The sequence below is a fragment of the Ruegeria sp. YTSC325 genome, assembly GCF_059609525.1.
In genome coordinates this window covers 132,168-148,854 of the sequence record NZ_JBXWLY010000011.1, presented here as the reverse complement: position 1 = coordinate 148,854, position 16,687 = coordinate 132,168, and the positions used below count along the sequence as shown (strand labels likewise).

12 protein-coding genes are annotated in these 16,687 nt (G+C 56.4%); 7 read left to right on the top strand and 5 right to left on the bottom strand.

Translation table 11 applies throughout. The features are described 5' to 3' along the window. Nucleotides 1-156: 156 nt before the first annotated feature. Nucleotides 157-915: a DUF4956 domain-containing protein gene (locus AC2FF7_RS16210; protein ID WP_496905947.1), complete on the bottom strand. Its 759-nt coding sequence runs from the start codon at nt 913-915 to the stop codon at nt 157-159. Nucleotides 916-1,097: 182 nt separating this feature from the next. Here AC2FF7_RS16210 and AC2FF7_RS16205 point away from each other — a divergent pair, with 182 nt between their 5' ends. The 6 genes from AC2FF7_RS16205 to AC2FF7_RS16180 all read left to right on the top strand — a co-directional run bounded on the left by AC2FF7_RS16205 (nt 1,098) and on the right by AC2FF7_RS16180 (nt 10,405). Further along, the gene (locus AC2FF7_RS16205; protein ID WP_353390949.1) at nt 1,098-2,030 is read left to right on the top strand and encodes an SdiA-regulated domain-containing protein; all 933 of its coding nucleotides are present in this window, start codon (nt 1,098-1,100) and stop codon (nt 2,028-2,030) included. A gap of 219 nt (nt 2,031-2,249) precedes the next feature. Continuing rightward, complete coding sequence (locus AC2FF7_RS16200; protein WP_142638997.1) at nt 2,250-3,794, top strand: ShlB/FhaC/HecB family hemolysin secretion/activation protein; 1,545 nt, start codon at nt 2,250-2,252, stop codon at nt 3,792-3,794. A 922-nt stretch (nt 3,795-4,716) separates the two neighbouring features. Continuing rightward, nucleotides 4,717-5,013, top strand: a complete 297-nt coding sequence (locus AC2FF7_RS16195; protein ID WP_282121536.1) for a hypothetical protein — start codon at nt 4,717-4,719, stop codon at nt 5,011-5,013. A 214-nt stretch (nt 5,014-5,227) separates the two neighbouring features. Then, the gene (locus AC2FF7_RS16190; protein ID WP_496905946.1) at nt 5,228-8,926 is read left to right on the top strand and encodes an Eco57I restriction-modification methylase domain-containing protein; all 3,699 of its coding nucleotides are present in this window, start codon (nt 5,228-5,230) and stop codon (nt 8,924-8,926) included. A gap of 3 nt (nt 8,927-8,929) precedes the next feature. Beyond that, on the top strand, nt 8,930-9,634 hold the full coding sequence (locus AC2FF7_RS16185; RefSeq protein WP_496905945.1) for a hypothetical protein: 705 nt from the start codon (nt 8,930-8,932) through the stop codon (nt 9,632-9,634). Between the two features lie 9 nt (nt 9,635-9,643). Then, on the top strand, nt 9,644-10,405 hold the full coding sequence (locus AC2FF7_RS16180; RefSeq protein WP_496905944.1) for an HNH endonuclease: 762 nt from the start codon (nt 9,644-9,646) through the stop codon (nt 10,403-10,405). A gap of 145 nt (nt 10,406-10,550) precedes the next feature. On the opposite strand, the gene gyrB is transcribed toward AC2FF7_RS16180, so the two are convergent. Both gyrB and AC2FF7_RS16170 read right to left on the bottom strand, forming a co-directional pair. Then, nucleotides 10,551-12,968, bottom strand: a complete 2,418-nt coding sequence (gene gyrB / locus AC2FF7_RS16175) for a DNA topoisomerase (ATP-hydrolyzing) subunit B (RefSeq protein WP_170353738.1) — start codon at nt 12,966-12,968, stop codon at nt 10,551-10,553. Nucleotides 12,969-13,070: 102 nt separating this feature from the next. Continuing rightward, complete coding sequence (locus tag AC2FF7_RS16170; RefSeq protein WP_480868672.1) at nt 13,071-13,643, bottom strand: TetR/AcrR family transcriptional regulator; 573 nt, start codon at nt 13,641-13,643, stop codon at nt 13,071-13,073. A 100-nt stretch (nt 13,644-13,743) separates the two neighbouring features. Here AC2FF7_RS16170 and AC2FF7_RS16165 point away from each other — a divergent pair, with 100 nt between their 5' ends. Next, nucleotides 13,744-14,310 (top strand): carboxymuconolactone decarboxylase family protein, encoded by a 567-nt coding sequence (locus AC2FF7_RS16165; RefSeq protein ID WP_170353740.1) that lies wholly within the window; start codon nt 13,744-13,746, stop codon nt 14,308-14,310. On the opposite strand, the gene recF is transcribed toward AC2FF7_RS16165, so the two are convergent. Continuing rightward, nucleotides 14,307-15,401: a DNA replication/repair protein RecF gene (gene recF / locus AC2FF7_RS16160; protein ID WP_496905943.1), complete on the bottom strand. Its 1,095-nt coding sequence runs from the start codon at nt 15,399-15,401 to the stop codon at nt 14,307-14,309. The two genes, AC2FF7_RS16165 and recF, sit on opposite strands and share 4 nt — an antisense overlap. A gap of 59 nt (nt 15,402-15,460) precedes the next feature. After that, nucleotides 15,461-16,582 (bottom strand): DNA polymerase III subunit beta, encoded by a 1,122-nt coding sequence (dnaN, locus tag AC2FF7_RS16155; protein WP_170755398.1) that lies wholly within the window; start codon nt 16,580-16,582, stop codon nt 15,461-15,463. Nucleotides 16,583-16,687: the final 105 nt, after the last annotated feature.

The following is a 16,687-nucleotide window of genomic DNA, read 5'->3' as shown; positions in this document are numbered from 1 at the left end:
CACAGTTTCACTCATGTAACGTTCCAGCCAAACGGAGAATTTGGGATTGCGGTGTATCGAGGGCCTGATTTCGAAAGGTCGGTAAACTTCAAGTCGCTCCCGAAAGAGATCAGATCCCCGAACGCGGTGTTAAAACGTTTGGACCTTGTGAGATGACTAGAGGTTGAGTTTCAGTTCAACTTTTTCAGGAACCAGACCGTTTATCATCTCTTCTATCCGGGCTTCTGAAAGTCCACCCGAGGTGATAAAAAGCAATGAAACGCGGGATTTTCCGGGGACGTGGTGTTTTCTGACCAGCTTCCAGCCAGCGTCTGCGGCCATGGCTTCAATGTCCCCGCTGACTTTCAATGAGTGCTCTTCGTTTGAAGCCTTGAGCGAAATTTCCACGCCCTTGTTTCGCCCACCGAGCCAAATGAAACACCAACATACAACCGCCACCAGTGTGGCCATCAAGGGTAAGCCCAGCCCTACCGCCAGCCCAAGCACGGTGACTATAATCATTTCCACCGTGTCGACCGGGTCATCCATATTTGATCGGAACCTTAACAGAGCTCCTATTCCAAAAATCACGAACCCGATCATCGATCCGTGCTGTACGACCAGAAACCCAACCGCCATGCCGACAAGCGCATAAAGGAAGAACAGTCGCGGCATGACGATATCGCTGACACTTCTACGGGCTTTACGTCTCACCGGATGATAGACGATCAAGCCAGCCAGAATGATCGTGACGATCACATCGAGAGTAAAGAAATACAGTTCCTGTTTGCCACGAAACTGCGTCCACTGGCGTTCGATGAGAATTTCCGATTCCGAAGCCCCGGCCAGCATCGTCGCAGGGTCGACTTGTGACACCGCAGCACCTGGCAACAGCAGCATCAACAACACGGTCACAAATGTGAGGGTCGTATTCAACTTGACTTCCTTCCTGCTCACGCCAAAGGCTTACGCTTCACCAAAGGCACATCGTGCCCTATTCAATTCAATCGCAACAGGCGGGATCAGGTAAAGAGATTACCGTGCATTCTTCGGACATCGCGTCCGGACTGTGATACGAACGCTGATACAAGGATATGGTCCAAGCGCGAGAAAATTGAATGGCAGAAAACAAAGTGTTTCCGTCAAAACCTACAATTTCACGGTGTTTCTGCAAACTTAGACGACTCGCTTTTACGGCCAGCTTGGTTGCGGCAGCCTTCTTGCCTTGGACCGATTTTGCCTACGCCGAAAGTGCTGGTTTGGTTCTGGTCGATAAATTCAAGGTGGCAGACAAATCAGAGGGATTTTCAGAGCCTTCCGGTTTGGCAATGTCTAACACTGAAGGCTTCTTGTGGTCTGTAAGTGATGCCGAACCTAAACTGCACCTACTCGGAGTCGACGGGGTATTAGGAAACTCTTTCAAGTTGCCAGCATTGGCAGGATCAGATTTGGAGGGTGTTGCACCTCGAAAAGATGGGTCTGTTTTGGTGCTTCAAGAAACTGACCGATCAATCCTAGTCGTTCACCCAACTGACCCCACTCAACTGACGACAATACCTCTCGCATCTCTTAAAGGTTACCCGACCGCCGCTGAATTACTCGTCGGCAACCCTTTGAATAAGGGACCCGAAGGTATCGCCGTTGACCCGGAATCCGGGCGGGTCTTCGTTGGCATTGAGGGACAACCAAGGTTGTTAATGGTGTTATCGCCAGAGCTAGACGAAATTATTGAGATCATTCCTTTAGCCCGCGATGCAGGTTTTATCTCCGAGCGTGTAGATGATGATGAACTGGATTTGAGCGGCCTGGCATGGTCCCGGTCCTCGCGTTCTCTTTGGATTGTGAGTGACAAAGGCCGTCAGATCTTCATCTACAATCCAGAATCCAAGTCCGTAAAGTCTATCAGTTTGACGTTCACAGAAGATGGAAAACAAAAAGAAGTTAAACATCCCGAAGGGATCGCTCTCGATGAGATCAGAGGGCTTCTCTATATCCTGACAGATGATGCCAAGAAATCGCGGCTTTATGTTTTTGAGCAACCGGAGTTGTGAGGACTGTCCTACTAGTTCTCTACTCTGCGTGGTTGAAAAGCGGGGTTGTGTAAATGAGTGCCGTCTTATGTGCAGCATATTAAGTAAATCTGCGCTCTGTTCGATATGTTTCTAAAAAACATCACCCATCAATATATTCGAATAGCGTCAGGTTCACACATGCGAACCATGTAATAACGTTGGGCTTCAACATGCTCAGTCACCTTAAGGTTATCGATAATGCCCGTATCCAATTCGGTTGTAATTGCGATCATTTGCACTTTAGTGGCCTTTGTTGCAGTTCCAAAATACAGCATTGCCCAAACCTGGGACATCGCATCACAGCACTCTGTCAGCGGCGTAACGGTATATGATACGGATGAGCTGTTAACGTTTGCCGGTCAGTTGGCTTTTGATCGGTCAGGGCGCATCACAGCAGTGGATGTCGCATCAACGATCACGCAGATCTACCGAGAAGACGGTTACTTCTTGGCTGAGGCCTGGCCCGGCCCCGATGGGCAGAGCATAATTGTTGATGAAGGGCGCATTCAAACCATCGAAATTGAAGGTGTAGATACGCGCACGTTCCAAACCCTAGAGAAGATTTTTCAGCCCCTCACCACCTCCTATCCCATAACGCTGAAACGATTTGAGCGGGCGGTTATGCTAGCCGAGGACATACCTGACTTGGAGTTGTCGACCGAACTTGATTACCCGGATCAGGCTGGTGCTCGGCTGAGAGTATTGGGAGAGCCACTGCGAAAACAAGCCGGTAGTGCGACACTCGACAACCCTCCGCGTGAGCTTGGAGAAGCGCTAAGCTTCTATGTCGTGCAAGAGTTTTATTCAACGCTGACCGTCGGGGATATGCTGCGATTTGAGGGATCAGGCAATTACAATTGGGACAAAGACGATGAGCACTCTTTATGGGGCGCTCTTACCTATCGCACGCCGCTGAACAGCAATGGTCTGTACGGTGAGATCTTCTACGGGAACATAAACGCAAAACGTGACCTCTCAGGGGACTTTGCGAGAACAGATATTGACGGCGAGAACTTCACAGTCGCGATGGGTTACCCCGTGATCCGCGATGTGGCCCGTTATGGATATCTTCTGCTGGACTATCGCCTTTCAAAAGCGGATTCAGTCAGTGGTGGCGTTCCACTATCCAGTGACGCGAGTGTCGTTGGCCTTACATATCTTTACGGGCAAAACTATCCAAAGGGACAAGCTCTGGAAGCGGGGCTAACCTTATCTTTTGGTGACAATGACAACGACACGACAGACGCGAATTTTGATGACGGGGACTCTTCGTTCTGGCATTTGAGGGGCGGCATCGGATATGAAAGCCCCCTACCGGGCTTATCGCCCAACACAGCTTGGCGGACAGAGATCTGGGGTCAGTACACAACAGACCGGTTACCCTCTGTCGAAGAGTACTTCCTTGGTGATCGTTATGCGTTGCGTGGATACCGCTTTGACGAAGTGGATGGTGATTCAGGGATCTCAGCAATCTTCGAAGTATCTCACTCCTATTTCCCAAGCTCGCAGAGCGTAAATCGTCTGACGCCCTTCGCTTTTTTCGACGTTGGTTACATCTCGAATAATGATCCCGCCAGTTTCGAAGTGGGAAGTGCAACACTGGCATCGACCGGGTTGGGGCTGGACATCGAGTTTAAGCGAAACTTATTCCTATCCGGATACGTTGGCGTCCCTTTGAGAGACGGTCCTCTGACCGACTCGGGCGACCCAGGCGCGTATCTTGCTCTGACAACAAGTTGGTGAGGATGTTATGAAACTGAACAGAATTGCGTTACTTACAACAGCTTGTTTGATTGCAGAACTGGCCGCTACACAGGTCGTTGCCGGCGGAAATCAGTACGGGTGGTGCCGTGGCGTGGGGAATCCTCACCAGTCAAGCCAAGGATGCGGGCAGGCCGGTGGGCAAGGAACAGGTAATCAAATTACCGGCCCAACTCAGCCGGTAGCAAATCAGTTGCCGCCTAAGGGAACCCAGCAAACGCCCACATCCGTTACTGTTCCAGTCCTTGCGCCGGGCGCGGTTCCGAACGCAATTCCCGGTCAGGTTCCTATCGCGACACCAATAGCGGTTCCCGGTCAGGTTCCCACGCCGGTAGTAGCGCCGACCCTAGCTCCGCCTTTGACTCCAAATGCGACTCCAAACCGGGTTCCGACAGCCGTTCCAAATCAGGTTCCGCCATTGGCTACCGGGCCTACCGCGGTGCCGCCGCAAGTTCCGACTGCAACTCCCAATCAAGTTCCGATAGCTATCCCTGGCCAGGTTCCGCCTCAACCTACCGGCCCAACAGCGGTGCCGCCACTTGTGCCCACCGCGACACCAAACCAAATACCAGTCGCAGTTCCTGGTCAGGTCCCGCCTCAGCCCACCGGTCAAACTGCTGTGCCACCGCTCGTCCCGACTGCAACACCAAACCAAATTCCGGTCGCAGTGCCCGGCCGTGTTCCGCAACCCAGCGGTACAACAGCGACGCCACCGCTTGTCCCAACAGCAACCCCCAATCAGGTTCCCACGGCGGTTCCTGGCCAGGTTCCACAGTTGACACCAAAACCTACGGCAACTCACGTGGCCGTCCCAGGGCATCCGAAACCACAAGGCGTCGTGACAATCATGCGCCCTAAGCCGAGGCCGACGACCGGTACTGTCCAGCGACCTGGAACAACTCAAGTGACCCACCATATAACCCACCAAAGCAATGCGAAGAAACACGATCACGTCGCAGCAACACCTGGGCGGCATGATCCGCACGACCTACCGAGATTCCGCAACGCGGCGGCCAAGGAAGACTGGGAATGCGTTGCCAGCGGATTTGGGCAACGTCGGTATGATGCCGGGCGCGGCGTGTTGCTGAACAGCGGGGCACTACGACACCTTGGAAATGTGGATGCGATGGCTCGTGATGTACCAGCACGGCACCCGAAGCATTCCGGATGCATTATCTCGGTCAAACGAAAGCGGCAGTAGCGCCAGGCACATCTTGAAGCCTTAGAGGAATTCTTCCGAGTGGGAAGCTGGTTTCCAACCAAGGTTAAGTTGAAGAATAGACATCAACCGAAGGTTGTCATCTCTCAGAAGGTTAATGAGGCATATCCACACTTTCATTGCAAGCCTTTGAGTTTCCGACGATGGCCCTTCAAAACCTCGCTTGCATCGCAATCCAGCCGTCGGATTTGATGACATGGCTGCGGCGCCGGCGCCGGTTTCGCAGATCGCTGGAGGGCGCGCACCAGTCGTGATCGTTCCGCCAGAGGAGGAACTCGATAAACGGAGCCCGACGCTTTCAGTCGAACGGTCTCTCTCACCTGCGTTTGCGCTGCAAGACTACCTTAACCAACATGAAGACGCCCTCTGGGGTCTTGTCACGAATGGTAAGTCACTAAGGCTCATGCGCGACAATGCTTCGCTGACCCGTCCTGCTTACATAGAAGCAGATCTGGAGCAGATCTTTTCAAACGAGGACATAGCCTCCTTCGCGGTACTCTGGCTGCTCATCCATAGATCCCGTTTTGGTAAAGCTGAGACCCCGGCGACGGATTGCGCATTGGAGCGGTGGCGCGAAGCCGGGTCAAAAGAGGGTGAAGCTGCTCGAGACCGATTGGCGGACCAAGTTCAGTTGGCTCTGAAATCACTAGGGTCAGGTTTTCTGGAAGCAAACCCGGATCTCCAGAACCAGCTGAAATCCGGCGAGGTGCCTCTGACCGACTGGTTTAACGAACTGCTCCGACTGGTTTATCGGCTTATTTTCCTGATGGTAGCTGAAGACCGCAACTTGCTTCATGCGCCCAATGCCAAGAAGGACGCACGTAAACTCTACGTGGAAGGCTATAGCCTGGCACATCTGCGATCACAGTGCGTTCGACGGTCCAGTTGGGATCGGCATCACGACCGCTACGAAGGTCTCAAGGTGGTTTTCGGTGCCTTGACGCAAGGTGAGTCCAAGCTGGCTCTACCAGCATTAGGTGGCCTGTTCGCACAGAATAAGACTTCTCGCCTCGACACCGCGAAACTCCGCAACAAGGCCTTTATGGAAGCTCTCTATCGACTTGCGTGGCTCAGCGACAAATCCGGCATTGTGCCGGTGAACTGGCGCGCTATGGAAACCGAAGAGCTGGGTTCCGTCTACGAGTCTCTCTTGGAGCTCCAGCCTCAGTTATCCGAAGATGGCAGGGAGCTGCGTTTTGCCTCGGAAGCCGCAGAGCAGAAGGGCAACCAGCGCAAGACCACCGGCTCCTACTACACGCCCGACAGCCTCGTTCAGGCGCTCCTGGACACCGCGCTCGATCCTGTGCTCGACAAGACAGAGGCCGAAGCGGACGACCCTGCCAAGGCGCTGCTAAAGCTTTCGGTCATCGACCCCGCCTGCGGCTCTGGCCACTTTCTTCTGGCAGCCGCCCGCCGTATCGCCACGCGGCTTGCGCGCATCCGGGCCGAGGGCACGCCCTCGCTCGCCGACTTCCGCCATGCGCTGCGCGATGTCGCGCGCTGCTGCATCCACGGGGTGGACCGCAATCCGATGGCGGTGGAGCTGACCAAGGTCGCGCTCTGGATCGAGACGGTGGATCCCGGCCTTCCCCTCGGCTTCTTCGACGCACAGATCCGCTGCGGCGACGCGCTGCTCGGTGTCTTCGACCTAAAAGTGCTGGAGGACGGCATTCCCGATGCCGCCTACAAGCCGCTGACCGGCGACGACAAAGACGTCGCCAAGTTTTACGACCGCGCCAACAGGGACGCGAAGAAGGGCCAGGGCACATTCGACTTCACCGGTGGCCGTTCCGGCATTCCGACCGCGCCGCTCTCGGTCGAGTTCTCCGATCTGCGCGGCCTGCCGGAGGACACCGTTGAGGACGTAGAGGCTAAAGCAAAAACCTACCGCTCGCTCCGCAAGCAGGACGCTTTCCTCCGGGCGCGCATGGGCTGCAACTTATTCACTGCCGCATTCCTTTTGCCAAAGACGGGCGAGGTGCCCACCGGCGACGCCGAGCGAACTGTTCCGACCTCGCAAGATGTCTGGCTCGCGGTTGGTCAAGGCAAAGGCCGAAGGCCCATTATGGAGAACGCTAAGGCAGCCACGCAGGCGCGAGCATTGCACTGGCCGCTGGAGTTTCCTGATATTATGGGGCGGGGTGGTTTCGATATTGTATTGGGCAATCCGCCTTGGGAGAGGATCAAACTCCAAGAGCAGGAGTTCTTTGCCTCCCGGTCACCTGATATCTCCAATGCTCCCAACAAGGCTGCACGCGACAGGCTGATCAAGGCCTTGGATAAGGCGGATCCAGGCACCGCTGACCGTGCCCTTTTCGATGCCTTCACCAAAGAAAAGCGAAAGGCTGAAGCGACCAGCGAATTCGTTCGTGTAGATTGCGACGACGGAGGGAGGTTTGCCTTGACTGGGCGGGGTGACGTGAACACATATGCGCTCTTTGCCGAGCTGTTCGCGAACCTAGCACGGCAGCGCGCCGGAGTCATTGTGCCAACCGGTATTGCCACAGATGCCACGACTGCACCTTTCTTCGCGCATCTGGTTGAGGCGAGAAGGTTAGCTCGCTTGGTGGACTTTGAAAACTCAGCCCCGATCTTTTCGTCAGTGCACCGAAGCTTCAAATTCACGCTCTTGACACTTGGACGTGAAGAGCCGGCGGCGCATTTTGCTTTCTTCCTAACTGAACCAGGGCAGCTCGCAGAAACTGAACGAAATTTCACTTTGGTGCCTGCTGATATCGCGGCGATTAACCCAAATACAAAGACCGCCCCTGCTTTTCGAGCCCGGGCAGATGCCGAGTTGACCGCCAAGATCTATAGGAACTGCACTGTCCTAATTGACGAGGGAAAAGGCGCGCAAGGCAATCCGTGGGGGATAAAATTCCACACTCGAATTTGGCATATGGCGGAGGATTCTGAATGGTTTAGGACCGCTCATAATCTAAAGGAAATTGGGCTTCGCCGGGTACTTGGTGACTGGGTCGAAGATGACGATAATGCACTCAATGCCAACGGCGGAAGCAATGCTACCGAACATGTTTGGCAGGCACGCAAAAGCAGTCTTTCTTCTCCACCTCAGTGGTATGTGCCTCTCTACGAGGCCAAAATGGTACATCAGTTCGATCACCGTTGGGCCACTTATAATGACGCCGGTGATTCGACGAAAAGTTGTGATTATTCTGAAAAATCCAACCCAAATTTTGAGCCTAATGTTCGCTATTGGGTTTCAAGAAATGAAGCACTGCGGCGCATTGATGGAATGGCGTGGGGACACAAATGGCTGATGGGATGGAGGGGGATTGCTCGCGCAACAGATGAGCGCACCTTGATTTCCGGCATTATCCCCGCGGTTGCGTCAGGCGATACTTTTCTTTTGATGTTCCCAGATGTGGGAGCCGAGCAGGCTGCTTGCCTTCTAGCAAACCTAAACTGTCTCGTGACTGATTTCGCCGCAAAACAAAAAGTTGGTGGGATATCATTTAAGCTGTTTCTTATGCGTCAAATTCCGGTGCTTTCCCCAACAGATTACTCACCGACGCAAATCGCCTTCATCACTCCAAAGGTACTGGAACTGACTTACACCTCGCAAAGTCTCTCCCCCTTCGCCCGCGATCTGGGCCATGACGGCCCGCCCTTCGCTTGGGACGAGAACCGCCGTGCACTTCTTCGCGCCGACCTTGATGCCTTCTACGCCCGAGCCTACGGCCTGACCCGCGACGAGCTGCGCTACATCCTCGATCCCGCCGACGTGAAGGGCCCCGACTACCCCTCAGAAACCTTTCGCGTCCTCAAGGAAAAGGAAATCCGCCAACACGGCGAATACCGCACCCGCCGCCTCGTCCTAGAAGCTTGGGACCGGATGGAAGCCAACGGCGACTTCAGCGAGATGGGGATGTAAAGAATGGAGTTCCTGCTGGCCGCGTTGTTCTTCCTCGCTCTGCTGGTTTTTTTGCTCTGGCTCTTGCTGGCGCTAATCCTCCGTGGGGTGCGCCTGGTAGGTTGGGACACCAACATTTCCTTTGAGCGCGCAGGGCGCTTCGTCGGACAGCGCAAAGTGCCGCGTATATCGCCTATCCTGCGGTTCTTTGCCGAAAGAAAGGCTGAATGGGAACGACGCGAGGAGGAAGCGCGACGCAAAAAAGCCGAGGCCGAAGCCCGCGCCCGTGCAGAACGCGACAGGGCACAGAAGGAACATGATACGCTGGTCGAGCGGCCAATCCCCCCGGATATCAAGCGAGACATGCGCGCCTTTCTGGATGGCTCCTTCGTCGGTGAAGACCGCTCACCCTTGGCCTATGTCGGATACAGGGTTGGAAAGACCCGTGGTCTCGCCAGTCGTGAAAGGCAAAGGCGGCTGGATGTCTGTTTCCGGATCGAGATCCCATCAGACCTTGATCCTAAATACCAGGGTTGGGGCGCACCCGCGACATACCAGCGGTTCCGGTCAATCGAGAAGCATTTGAAAATGCTGGCTGACTTGCGGCGCGGTCGAAACAACCAACGGTTTGCTGTCGCAGATTGGGAAGAAGACCGCGAGTGGTTTCTGCGCGAGTACCGCGAATTGGCCGGATTGTTGCAGCGACACCCTCCACGGCGTTACTGGTGAAGGATAGCTATGGCAATTGAGACTCCCCAATCTTTTGTAACTTATTCCGCCAGCGAACAAGCGGCGTGGCAGAACGGCTTCCGCAAGAAACTCGGCCAAGAAAATGGATGGGCGGCTTTCGGATCGACAACAGCGAAAGGAACGATTTTTCTAGCGTCAGACAGTGATAGCGGATCCTGGTATGTCGCAATTGACCACCCGGGCGTTGTCGCGGAGCTTCCGTTTCCAAAAGCTCGCGTCACACACCCCGGTATCGCTGCCTACAGCGCCGCACAGATGTCCGAGTTGTATCCGGTGCTAACACGTATTTACGAGCTGTCCGTGAGCCTTCCAGACGGCCCTCTGGAGGAGTTTCAGGCTGCAACTGATGGTTTGCCGGAGAAAACCGAAGCAGAGCGGTTGGTCAAGCAGCGCATTGGTCAGGACATTTTCAGAAATCGTTTGATCTCTTATTGGCAGGGTCGCTGCCCGGTTTCGGACATTTCTGACACTGAGCTCCTTAGAGCCTCACACATTAAGCCGTGGAAAGACTGCGAAACTGATGCTGAGCGGTTGGACGTCCACAACGGAATTTTGCTGTCAGCATTATGGGACGCAGCATTCGACAAGGGTCTGGTGACTTTTAAGGACGACGGGACACCTTGGTTTTCGAGTAAACTGTCCGCGTCGGCAATGAGCTCGTTGTCCGGACATTCCAAGCAGATCTCTGGTCTAACTTCTGGGCACAAGGAGAACCTGATCTGGCATCGCGATCAGGTGTTCAATCCTTGAGAAACTGAAATCTATCCTTTAGCACCCGCATAAGGCGATTTACTTCCCCTCCTCTGCACCATTATCGCGAAACCGTGTAAGCTTATGGGCAAATCGTGCAAACTTATGAGGTGCGTGAAGGTTTGTGCGCGTCCCTACAAAAGCTTTAGAAATCCAGATTTTCCACGCTCAGGGCATTTTGCTGGATGAATTCGCGGCGCGGTTCGACCACATCGCCCATCAGTTTGGTGAACAGATCATCCGCTTCAACCATGTCATCCACACGCACTTGCAATAGGGTACGCGCATCCGGGTCGAGCGTTGTTTCCCACAGCTGATCAGGGTTCATCTCGCCCAGACCTTTGTAACGTTGTAGCGACAGGCCCTTTTCACCCTCTTCCAGAATGGCGCGCAGCAGGTCCAGCGGGCCGTGGATCGCCTGCATCCGGTCGCGGCGCACCAGCGTGGCGGGGGTGTTGTAGACCTCTTGCAGGCTTTGGGTGAAGCTGCCGGTTTTGCGGGCCTCGCCCGAGCGTAGCATGGGGCCGTCCAGAGTGCGGACCTCTTCCACGCCGCGCAGGATGCGGGCCAGACGAATGCCGTGATCCTGTGTGATCCGGCCCTGCCAGCCGCGTTCATATTCTAGCGCGATCAGGTCGAGACGGGCGGCGACCTTGTCGGCAACGCCTTGCAGGTCGGCATCGACCGCACCCGGCACAAAGGCCCCCGCAACAGCGGCCTGTTCCAGTATGTGGCGCGGGTAATGCGTCGGGAAAGCGTCCAAAACGCGTTTCAACTGGCGCGCCTCGTCCACCACGCGGGTCAGGTCTTGGCCGATGATTTCCTCGCCCGAGCCCAGTTTCAGCACTGCGCCCTCGACACCCTGATTGATCAGGTAGTCGTCCAACGCCGCTTGGTCTTTCAGATAAACCTCTGACTTCCCACGCGAAACTTTATAGAGCGGTGGCTGCGCGATATAAAGGTATCCACCTTCGATCAGCTCCGGCATCTGCCGATAGAAGAATGTCAGCAGCAGAGTCCGAATGTGCGCGCCGTCCACATCGGCGTCGGTCATGATGACGATCTTGTGGTAGCGCAGCTTTTCGATATTGAACTCATCACGGCCAATGCCGGTGCCAAGCGCCATCACCAGATTGCCGATCTCTTGAGAGGACAGCATCCGGTCAAACCGCGCGCGTTCGACGTTCAGAATTTTCCCGCGCAGCGGTAGAACCGCCTGCGTCAAACGATCCCGTCCCGTCTGCGCAGACCCACCGGCCGAGTCCCCCTCGACCAGAAACACTTCGGTCTTGGACGGGTCTTTCTCGGAACAGTCTTTCAGCTTCCCGGCCAGATAGTTCACATCCATCGCCGTCTTACGACGGGTCAGTTCACGGGCTTTGCGCGCCGCCTCACGGGCCAGCGCAGCCTCGATGATCTTGCCGACGATCCCTTTGGCCTCGTTCGGGTTTTCCTCGAACCACTCGGCCAGCTTTTCGTTCATCAGGCCTTCGACCGCCGGGCGCACTTCGGACGACACCAGCTTGTCCTTGGTCTGGGATGAGAATTTCGGGTCGGGCACTTTGACCGATAACACACAAGTCAGACCTTCGCGCGCATCATCGCCGGTAAAGCTGACCTTTTCCTTTTTCGCGATCCCGCTGGACTGCGCATAATTGTTGATGGTCCGGGTCAGCGCGCCCCGGAAACCGGCCACGTGCGTGCCGCCATCGCGCTGCGGGATGTTGTTGGTGAAGGGCAGCACCGTCTCATGATAGCTGTCATTCCACCACATGGCGATTTCCACGCCGATATCGTCGCGCTCACCCTTGATGTAAATCGGTTCGGGCATCGCGGGCGTCTTCGAACGATCGAGGTATTTGACGAATTCCTTAACACCACCCTCATAGAACAGTTCGGTCTCCAGCCGCTCAGCCGGGCGCTCGTCGATCAGAATAATCCGCACGCCCGAGTTCAGGAAGGCCAGCTCGCGCAGGCGCTTTTCCAGCGTATCGAACGAATATTCGAGGTTCGAGAACGTGTCGGTCGAGGCCAGAAACCGCACCTCGGTCCCGGTCCGGTCGCCGCACTCCTGAACCACCTTCAGGTGTTCCGCCGTCTCGCCACCTTCAAAGCGCGCAACGTGCTCCTTGCCATTGCGCCAGACGCGCAGTTCCAGCCAATCTGAAAGGGCGTTCACAACCGAAACACCCACGCCGTGCAGACCGCCCGACACCTTGTACGAGTTGCTGTCGAACTTACCGCCCGCGTGCAGCTGGGTCATGATGACCTCGGCGGCGGACACACCCTCTTCGGGGTGGATATCCACCGGAATACCGCGCCCGTTATCGCTGACCGAGACACTGGAATCGGCGTGGATTTTCACGGTCACATGGTCGGCGTGACCGGCCAGCGCCTCATCAATTCCGTTGTCCACGACCTCATACACCATGTGGTGCAGACCCGAGCCATCATCCGTATCACCGATATACATACCGGGACGTTTGCGGACAGCCTCTAAGCCTTTGAGAACCTTGATAGAATCAGCACCATATTCCTGTGGTGCCTGTGCGTCTTCGGACATGCGGTTAGTACCTATATTATTTTGGTAACTTATACGTTTTCTGGTGGGGAATGTCACGCCATCCCCCAACATTTTGTGCTGTCACGGGTTGTTTTCAGCTAATCAAAGCCGATCCAGATCTGCAGCTATGTCCTCGGCAATTTCAGCCGCATTAACATCCCTGCGTTCGGCCGACAAACGCAGGCCCAGAATGTCCGACTGATAGCGCGCGGCAAGACGGTCAGGGTCATGGTCTGGCCCGATCTCTCCGGCCTGTTGCGCGCGCCGAAAGAGAGTGGCGAAACTCGCCTTCATATCGGCCATGTGGCACCCGGCCTTATCGGCCAGATCATGTCCTTTGGATTGCAGCTCGGCATAGGTTTTGGCCAGCATACAGGCCCGCGCGGGCATCTCGCGCTCGTCGATCACCACATGGGGTTGCGCCTTCAGCGCCCGCAGCGGACCCATTTCATCCGCCATCGCCATCAGACGCGCCACGCCGTCCTGCGCGTACCGCTCCAGTGTCAGCGCATAAAGAGCGTCCTTGGAGCCAAACGCCGCATAGAAACTGCCGGGCTTCAGATTCAGCGCGCTTTCGAGATCCTTCAACGAAGTTCCCGCCCAGCCTTGCTGCCAGAACAAGTCCCGAGCCTGCGCAATCAGAGCATCGCGGTCATATGAAGGTTTGCGGGGCATTGCAGTCACCAATTCTTGAGCGTCCGCTCAAATATATACTTGAGTGATCGCTCAAGAAAGCCTAAATGTGATTCACATCGCCAGAAACAGGAGCTTTGACATGGCAAACTTCCCCTCTCATGACCTCGAATCCGCCCCCGAAGGGTCCAAACCGCTGCTGGAAAAGTCGCAAGCCGCATTTGGACGCCTGCCCGGCCTTCACAAAGTCATGGCCGAAAGCCCGCAGCACCTTGAAGCCTATCAGCTTCTGCATGGCCTGTTCCTGCAGACCGATTTCGACAATGACGAAAAGACCGTCGTCTGGCAGACCATCAACGTTGCAAACGAATGCCACTACTGCGTGCCCGCCCATACCGGAATCGCCAAGATGATGAAAATCTCGGACGACATCACCGAGGCTCTGCGCAACGAAACACCCTTGCCCTCACCCAAGCTTGAGGCGCTGCGCACCTTCACCCTGCAAGTGATGGAAAGCCGCGGCAATCCGACCGAAGAACAGCTTCAGGCCTTCTTTGACGCGGGCTATTCGCATCGCGCGGTTCTGGACGTGGTGCTGGGTCTGGCCCAGAAAACCATGTCGAACTACGTCAACCACATGGCCCATACCCCCGTCGACGAGGTGATGCGCGGCTTCCTGTGGGAACGTAAAGTCAGCGAACCCGCCTAAGCGATGACCGAGCCCTCGCCGCTGTCAGTGACGATCAGCGTCTGGGCCCGGTCCCCTAATTCGCAAAACAGCTCAGGCCCGGTGCCCGTCATCCAGGCCTGAGCACCCAGCGCGCAAATCTCATCATAAAGCGCGGCCCGCCGTCCGGCATCCAGATGGGCGGCCACCTCATCCAGCAACACAATCGGCGGAGCGCCCACCATCCCCGCCAGTGCCCGCGCATTCGACAGAATCAGGGACACCAACAACGCCTTTTGCTCTCCGGTCGAGCAGTCTTTGGCGGGAACACCCTTGGCTGCGAACACACCGTACAGGTCCGACCGATGCGGCCCCAGCAAGGTCCGGCCTGCCGCCAGATCGCGAAACCGGCTTTCATTCAGCGCCTCGCGCAGGTCCTCGACTGTGTCCGGCATCGCGCCTTCGGACTGAACCAGCTCCAGATCAGCGGACGGAAACGCGGTTTCGGCCTGATCCTGCGCCGCGCGCAAGTGATCCAAGGCCGCCAGACGCGCCGCGTGGATGCGGTGCCCGGTCTCGGCCATCTGCCCTTCCAACGCGGCATACCAATGGGCATCGCGCACCTGTTCTTTCAGCAGGCGGTTGCGTTCGCGCATTGCCTTTTCATAGGTCAGTGAAGCCTCGGCATGGGCGGGATCAAAACTCAGCGCGATACGGTCCAGAAACCGTCGCCGCCCCTCGGCCCCTTCGATCCACAGCCGGTCCATCGACGGGATCAGCCAGACCACCCGCGCCAGCTTGCCCAGATCAATCTGACTGGCCGCCTTGCCATCAATCCGAACCTGCCGCGCGGCGCCGCCTTCGGACCATGTCTCGATCTCGTAATTCTGCCCCTGCGCGTTCAGCAGGCCTAACAGTTTCCACCCCAGCGCCTCGGGGCGGCGGGTCATCTCAGCCGCACTGGCCCGACGCATGCCGCGACCGGGCGAGAACAGAGACACCGATTCCAGAATGTTGGTCTTCCCGGCCCCGTTCGGCCCATGGACCGCCACCGGCCGCCCATCCAGAGACAAACGCGCCAGCTTATGAGACCGAAAATGCGAGACCGTAAGCTCGGTCAGGGCCAATCCCATGACCCCTCCCTTCTTCTGTTCAAAAATACCTCCGCCGGAGGCATCGCGCGCCAGCGCGATCAGACGCGCATCGGCATGACCACATAAACCGCGCTTTGGTCATTGCCCTCGCGCATCAGGGTTGGATCACCGGCCGAATTGAACAGGAACACCGCATTTTCACGATCCACCTGAGACGCAATCTCCAGCAGGTATTTCGCGTTGAACCCGATCTCCAGCCGCTCATCGCCATAAGCCACGGCCAGTTCTTCCTCAGCCGCACCGCTATCGGGCGCATTGACTGACAAAATCAGTTTATCCGCATCCAACTGCAACTTCACCGCGCGCGAGCGTTCGGAAGAGACGGTCGCGACCCGGTCCACAGCCTGAGCGAACTCGGCGGCATCCACTTCCAGCTGGCGGGTGTTGCCCTGCGGAATAACGCGGGTGTAGTCGGGGAAGGTGCCGTCGATCACCTTGGAAGTCAGCGTGATATCGGGCGTGGCAAAGCGCACTTTGGTTTCGCTGACCGACACGGCGATATCCATCTCGTCATCGTCCAGCAGCTTGCGCAGCTCACCCACGGTTTTGCGGGGCACGATCACGCCCGGCATATCTGCCGCGCCGTCGGGCAGATCCGCGTCGATGCGCGCCAGACGGTGCCCATCCGTGGCCACGCAGCGCAGCACTTTGCCGCCCTCGGACCCATCGGCCACATGCATATAGACGCCGTTTAGATAATAGCGCGTCTCTTCGGTCGAGATCGCGAATTTCGACTTGTCGAACAGCCGACGCAGCAGTGCAGCCGAGGCTGTAAAGTTCGACTGATACTCCGAGGACGCCATCACCGGAAAATCCTCTTTCGGCAGCGTCGCCAGCGAGAAGTTCGACCGCCCTGCCTCAACCGTCAGACGGCCCGCCGCACTGTCGGCGGTCAGCGTCACCAAAGCCCCATCGGGCAGCTTGCGCACGATTTCATGCAAGGTGGTAGCGGCCACGGTGGTCGCACCCGCCCGTTCGACCTGTGCGGGAGCCTTATCGACCACCTCGATATCCAGATCGGTGGCGCGGAACATGGCTTGATCGCCTTCGGCCTCGATCAGCACGTTGGCAAGGATAGGAATGGTGTTGCGACGTTCCACAACGGATTGGGCCTGAGAAACGGCCTTGAGAAGGGTGCCGCGTTCGATGCTGATCTTCATACCCTCAATTCCTCTGACTTGCGTGCCGAAATGGGCGGGACTGGCACGTTAGCGGTTCCACCCTGAGGCACAAGGATTTTTTATGGATTTCTGAGTCGGATTGCC

Coding starts and splice junctions, on each gene's coding strand:
- gyrB (WP_170353738.1), bottom strand. CDS start 12,968: ATGTCCGAAGACGCACAGGCACCACAGGAATATGGTGCTGATTCTATC.
- AC2FF7_RS16200 (WP_142638997.1), top strand. CDS start 2,250: ATGCCCGTATCCAATTCGGTTGTAATTGCGATCATTTGCACTTTAGTG.
- recF (WP_496905943.1), bottom strand. CDS start 15,401: ATGGGATTGGCCCTGACCGAGCTTACGGTCTCGCATTTTCGGTCTCAT.
- AC2FF7_RS16205 (WP_353390949.1), top strand. CDS start 1,098: ATGGCAGAAAACAAAGTGTTTCCGTCAAAACCTACAATTTCACGGTGT.
- AC2FF7_RS16180 (WP_496905944.1), top strand. CDS start 9,644: ATGGCAATTGAGACTCCCCAATCTTTTGTAACTTATTCCGCCAGCGAA.
- AC2FF7_RS16190 (WP_496905946.1), top strand. CDS start 5,228: ATGGCTGCGGCGCCGGCGCCGGTTTCGCAGATCGCTGGAGGGCGCGCA.
- dnaN (WP_170755398.1), bottom strand. CDS start 16,582: ATGAAGATCAGCATCGAACGCGGCACCCTTCTCAAGGCCGTTTCTCAG.
- AC2FF7_RS16185 (WP_496905945.1), top strand. CDS start 8,930: ATGGAGTTCCTGCTGGCCGCGTTGTTCTTCCTCGCTCTGCTGGTTTTT.
- AC2FF7_RS16165 (WP_170353740.1), top strand. CDS start 13,744: ATGGCAAACTTCCCCTCTCATGACCTCGAATCCGCCCCCGAAGGGTCC.
- AC2FF7_RS16170 (WP_480868672.1), bottom strand. CDS start 13,643: ATGCCCCGCAAACCTTCATATGACCGCGATGCTCTGATTGCGCAGGCT.